The organism is Arthrobacter sp. H41 (assembly GCF_000520535.1).
In the GTDB taxonomy this organism is placed as follows: Bacteria; Actinomycetota; Actinomycetes; order Actinomycetales; family Micrococcaceae; genus Arthrobacter_D.
The window spans coordinates 1-4,784 of the sequence record NZ_KI914765.1; the positions used below are offsets into that span (position 1 = coordinate 1).

Annotated in this window: 6 protein-coding genes; all 6 read right to left on the bottom strand. The window is 67.0% G+C overall.

Going from position 1 to position 4,784, the window contains the following annotated elements:
• Positions 1 to 181: 181 nt before the first annotated feature.
• Complete coding sequence (secG, locus tag Y705_RS0102920; RefSeq protein ID WP_026531771.1) at positions 182 to 430, bottom strand: preprotein translocase subunit SecG; 249 nt, start codon at positions 428 to 430, stop codon at positions 182 to 184.
• A gap of 48 nt (positions 431 to 478) precedes the next feature.
• Positions 479 to 1,294 carry a triose-phosphate isomerase gene (gene tpiA, locus Y705_RS0102925; protein ID WP_026531772.1) on the bottom strand — a complete coding sequence of 272 codons (816 nt, stop codon included), beginning with the start codon at positions 1,292 to 1,294 and terminating at the stop codon, positions 479 to 481.
• A gap of 115 nt (positions 1,295 to 1,409) precedes the next feature.
• Positions 1,410 to 2,660: a phosphoglycerate kinase gene (locus Y705_RS0102930; protein WP_026531773.1), complete on the bottom strand. Its 1,251-nt coding sequence runs from the start codon at positions 2,658 to 2,660 to the stop codon at positions 1,410 to 1,412.
• An 11-nt stretch (positions 2,661 to 2,671) separates the two neighbouring features.
• Positions 2,672 to 3,682: a type I glyceraldehyde-3-phosphate dehydrogenase gene (gene gap / locus Y705_RS0102935; RefSeq protein WP_026531774.1), complete on the bottom strand. Its 1,011-nt coding sequence runs from the start codon at positions 3,680 to 3,682 to the stop codon at positions 2,672 to 2,674.
• Positions 3,683 to 3,797: 115 nt separating this feature from the next.
• On the bottom strand, positions 3,798 to 4,427 hold the full coding sequence (locus Y705_RS0102940; protein ID WP_026531775.1) for a superoxide dismutase: 630 nt from the start codon (positions 4,425 to 4,427) through the stop codon (positions 3,798 to 3,800).
• Between the two features lie 54 nt (positions 4,428 to 4,481).
• Positions 4,482 to 4,784 (bottom strand): DNA-binding protein WhiA (gene whiA, locus Y705_RS16910; protein WP_081737735.1); only part of this gene is annotated, 303 nt, incomplete at its 5' end.

Consider the following 4,784-nt stretch of genomic DNA (forward strand, 5'->3'; position numbering starts at 1 on the left):
CCTCCGCAAGACGCTGTGGCTGATCGATCAGGACGCCGCGGAGCAGCTGCCGGGCCGGCTGATCGACCATGAGGACGACCAGGACGAAGCCATAGGACAGTAGCACCCGACGTACTGAAGGACCCCCTCCACTCATCGCGGAGGGGGTCTTTCAGTACGTCGGAGGGGCGCGTCAGGCGCCTCAGGCGTCGGCGAAGCGCTGGATGAGCCCGAGCGCCACGATGACCGTGCCCCAGGCAAGCCCGAGGGCCACGGTGAAACGATTGAGGTTTCGCTCAGCCACGCCGGACGAACCCATGCTGGACGTCATGCCGCCGCCGAACATGTCGGACATTCCACCGCCGCGCCCCTTGTGAAGCAGAATCAGCAGGGTCAGCAGCAGGCTGGTGACCCCCAGGAGGACGAGCAGGATGATTCGAAGGATTTCCACAGTGCCCTTTCAAGGCTGGTGACCGCCGGGAAGCGGTGTGCGCACGAACTAGTCTGTGACCAGATGCTGCTCGAACCTGACAATACTAGCAAATTCGGAGACATCGAGGCTGGCCCCGCCGACGAGGACGCCGTCGACGTCGCGCTCCCGAAGGATCGAGGCGGCACTCGCCGCCTTGACCGATCCGCCGTAGAGCAGGCGCACCTTTGCTGCCGTCCTCGTGTCGAAGAGCGTTTCGAGTTCGGCGCGGATCGCCGCACACATCTCCTGGGCGTCGTTCGGGCCCGCGACCTCTCCGGTGCCGATGGCCCAGACCGGCTCGTAGGCGACCACCAGTTCGGCCGCCTGCGCAGGCTCGAGCCCGGCGACTCCCGCACGGAGCTGCTCCAGGGTGTGCTCCACGTGGCCCCCCGCCTGTCGTACGTCGAGCCCCTCCCCCACGCATAGCACCGGGACCAGGTCGTGGCGGTAGGCAGCGTGGACCTTCTCGTTCAGTACCTCGCCGGTCTCCGAGTGGATCGTCCGCCGTTCGGAGTGCCCCACGAGCACATAGGTGCAGCCCAGCCGGTGAAGGAACTGTCCCGAGATGTCGCCGGTGTAGGCGCCGGAATCCTTCGGTGAGAGGTCCTGTCCGCCGAAGACGACCTGGAGGTCATCTCCCTTGACCAAGGTCTGCACCCCCCGGAGGTCGGTGAACGGCGGGAAGACGGAGACCTCCACGCGTGAGAAGTCGTGTCCGGCGTCGTCGAGCGTCCATGCGAGCTTCTGCAGGAAGGTGATGCCCTGGACATGGTCCAGGTTCATCTTCCAGTTGCCGGCAATCAGCGGACGGCGGTCGAACTTGCCGTTGGTCGAGGTGGTCATCTTCAGCTCCATTCGGGTGGGTGTCATGCCTGCGGGACCCGCCGGGAGGGCGGATCCCGCTGAGGTGTCTGCTGGGATGACCGGGCCGTCCCGCACGGAGCGGCCCGGTGCAGCCCTAGTTCCGTTCGAGGGCCGTCAGCCCGGGCAGTTCCTTGCCCTCGAGGTACTCCAGGCTTGCTCCACCACCGGTGGAGATGTGCCCGAACTGGCCATCCTCGAAGCCGAGGCCGCGCACGGCAGCGGCGGAGTCGCCGCCGCCCACCACGGTCAGGGCCCCGGACTTCCCGGCAGCCACGAGGGCTTCGGCGACAGTCCGCGTCCCTCCCGCGAAGGCCTCGAACTCGAAGACCCCCATGGGCCCGTTCCAGAACACGGTCTGCGCCTCGGAGATGTGCTCGGCGAAGTCGGCACCCGTGGCGGGACCGATATCCAGGCCGAGACCGCCGGCGCCGTATGGGCTGGTCTCGATGGCATCGGCCGCGACGACGCTCTTGCCGGCGTCGGCCGCGAACTTCTCCGCCACCACGATGTCGGTGGGCAGGACGAACTCGCTTCCCGCCTTCGCCGCACGGGACAGGTATCCGCGCACGACGTCGAGCTGATCCTCCTCGAGGAGACTGGCACCCACCTTGTGGCCCTGTGCGGCGAGGAAGGTGAAGACCATGCCCCCGCCGATGAGGAGGCGGTCCGCCTTGCCGATGAGGTTGTCGATGACCGCGAGCTTGTCCGAGACCTTCGAGCCGCCGAGCACGACGACGAACGGCCGCTTCGGATCCTGGGTCAGTTCCTGCAGCACCTCCACCTCCGCCTGCACCAGGTCACCCTGGTAGGCGGGAAGCAGCTGCGCGATGTCGAACACGCTGGCGTGCTTGCGGTGCACCGCCCCGAACGCGTCATCCACATAGGCGCCGTCGGAACCGGCGAGTCCGGCGAGTTCCCGCGCGAAGGCCGCGCGTTCGGCGTCGTCCTTGCTGGTCTCGCGTGCGTCGAACCGCACGTTCTCCAGCACGAGCACCTCCCCGGGCTGCAGCGACGCGGCCGCTGCCCTGGCGGACTCCCCCGTGGTGTCGGAGGCACGGCGTACCGGGAAATCAGCGAGGCCCTCCAGTGCGTCCACGGCCGGCTTCAGCGAATACTTCTCCTCGGGAGCGCCCTTCGGCCTGCCGAGGTGAGCCAGGACGATCACGGCCGCCCCCGCCTCGCTCAGCTTGCGCAGGACGGGGAGCGAGGCACGGACACGGCCGTCATCGGTGACCCGCAGGCTCGGCACGTTCCCGTCGAGGGGCACGTTGAGGTCGGAGCGCACAAGGACGCGACGCCCGCGTACACCTTCCGCCAGGAGGTCCTCCAGGGATGCGTAGCTCACTGCGCCGCCGTTCAGGAGAGCTTCGCGGCGACGATTTCGGTCAGGTCGACAAGGCGGTTCGAGTAGCCCCACTCGTTGTCGTACCAGCCGACCACCTTGACCTGGTTGCCGATGACCTTCGTCAGGCCGGAGTCGAAGATGCACGACGCCGGATCCGTCACGATGTCGGAGGAGACGATGGGTGCCTCCGTGTAGGAGAGGTAGTCCTTCAGCGACCCGTCGGCTGCCGCCGCCTTGTAGGCCGCATTCACTTCATCCGCGGTGACCTCGCGGCCCACGGTGACCGTGAGGTCGGTCGCCGATCCGGTGGGCACCGGGACGCGGATGGCGTAGCCGTCGAGCTTGCCCTTGAGCTCGGGGAGGACGAGGCCGATCGCCTTGGCGGCACCGGTCGAGGTGGGCACCATGTTGATCGCTGCTGCGCGGGCGCGGCGGAGGTCCTTGTGGGGGCCGTCCTGGAGGTTCTGGTCGGCCGTGTAGGCGTGGATCGTGGTCATGAGGCCGCGTTCGATGCCGAAGGAGTCGTTGAGGACCTTCGCCAGCGGGCCGAGGCAGTTGGTGGTGCATGACGCGTTGGAGATGATGTGGTGGTTCTCGGGGTCGTAGTCGCCGTCGTTGACGCCGAGGACCACGGTGAAGTCCTCATCGGAGGCGGGAGCCGAGATCAGCACCTTCTTCGCACCCGCATCGATGTGCTTCTGCGCGTCGGCGGCCTTCGTGAAGAAACCGGTGGACTCCACCACGATGTCGACGCCGAGGTCGGCCCAGGGCAGGTTCGCGGGGTCGCGCTCCGCGAGTACCCGGACGCGCTTGCCGCCCACGACGAGGTCGCCGCCGTCGACCTCGACGGAAGCGTTCAGGCGGCCGGTGACGGAATCGTACTTCAGGAGGTGCGCGAGGGCTTCGGGGCTGGTGAGGTCGTTGACTGCGACGATCTCGAGGTCTGCGCCCTGCTCCAAAGCGGCCCGGAAGTAGTTGCGGCCGATGCGGCCGAATCCGTTGATTCCAATACGGGTAGTCACTGGTGTCCATCTCCTTGTTGGTGGTGCTGCCGGGGCACGCCATCGTGCGGAACTGCTGGAATTCCTGCAGGAGCCGGGAGGGTGACCCTCCCGGCTCCCGCCCTTCGTCGGGCGCTCAGGCGCCGGGAGTGATCAGGCTCGAGGCACCCGTACGGGCCCTTTCGAAGCGTGCCTGGACATCGGCCCAGTTCACGATGTTCCAGAAGGCCTTGACGTAGTCGGGCTTGACGTTGACGTAGTCGAGGTAGAAGGCGTGCTCCCACATGTCGAGCATGAGCAGCGGCACGGTTCCCACGGGAACGTTCCCCTGCTGGTCGTAGAGCTGTTCGATGACGATGTTCTTGCCGAGCGGCTCATAGGCGAGGACTGCCCAGCCCGAACCCTGCAGGCTCGTGGCGGCCGCAGTGAAGTGGGCGCGGAAGGCATCGAAGGAACCGAAGGCGTCGTCGAGCGCGGCTGCCAGCTCACCGGTGGGCTTGTCGCCTCCCTCGGGCGACATGTTCTTCCAGAAGATGGAGTGGTTGAGAACGCCGCCCACGTGGAAGGCGAGGTCCTTGGAGAGCTTCGGGATGGTGCCGAACTCGCCCTTCTCGCGTGCTTCGGCGAGCTGTGCCATCGCGTCGTTCGCACCCTTGACGTAGGTGGCCTGGTGCTTGCTGTGGTGCAGCTCCATGATGCGTGCGGAGATGTGCGGCTGAAGTGCCGCGTAGTCGTAGTCAAGATCGGGCAGTACGTATTCGCTCACGTATTCCTCCAGGGTTGTTCCGTGCGGTGGACTCGCTCCATCCTATGCAGGAATTCACTCGTCCAACATGTCGGGGGTCACATTCGCGTCGGTTCCCGGGATCCCGAGGTCGGAGGCGCGCTTGTCGGCCATGGCGAGGAGCCGGCGAATGCGGCCGGCGATGGCGTCCTTGGTCATGACCGGGTCCGCCAGCCGCCCCAGTTCGTCGAGGCTGGCCTGCTTGTGTCCCACGCGGAGCTCACCGGCATAGCGAAGGTGTTCGGGGACGGTCTCCCCGAGGATCTCGAGGGCCCGCTCCACACGCGCCCCTGCCGCGACGGCGGCCTGTGCCGAGCGGCGGAGATTGGCGTCGTCGAA

What these genes read in the sequence shown, in the direction of transcription:
- tpiA (WP_026531772.1), bottom strand. Translation starts at nt 1,294, where the DNA reads ATGACCACCTCGACCAACGGCAAGTTCGACCGCCGTCCGCTGATTGCC.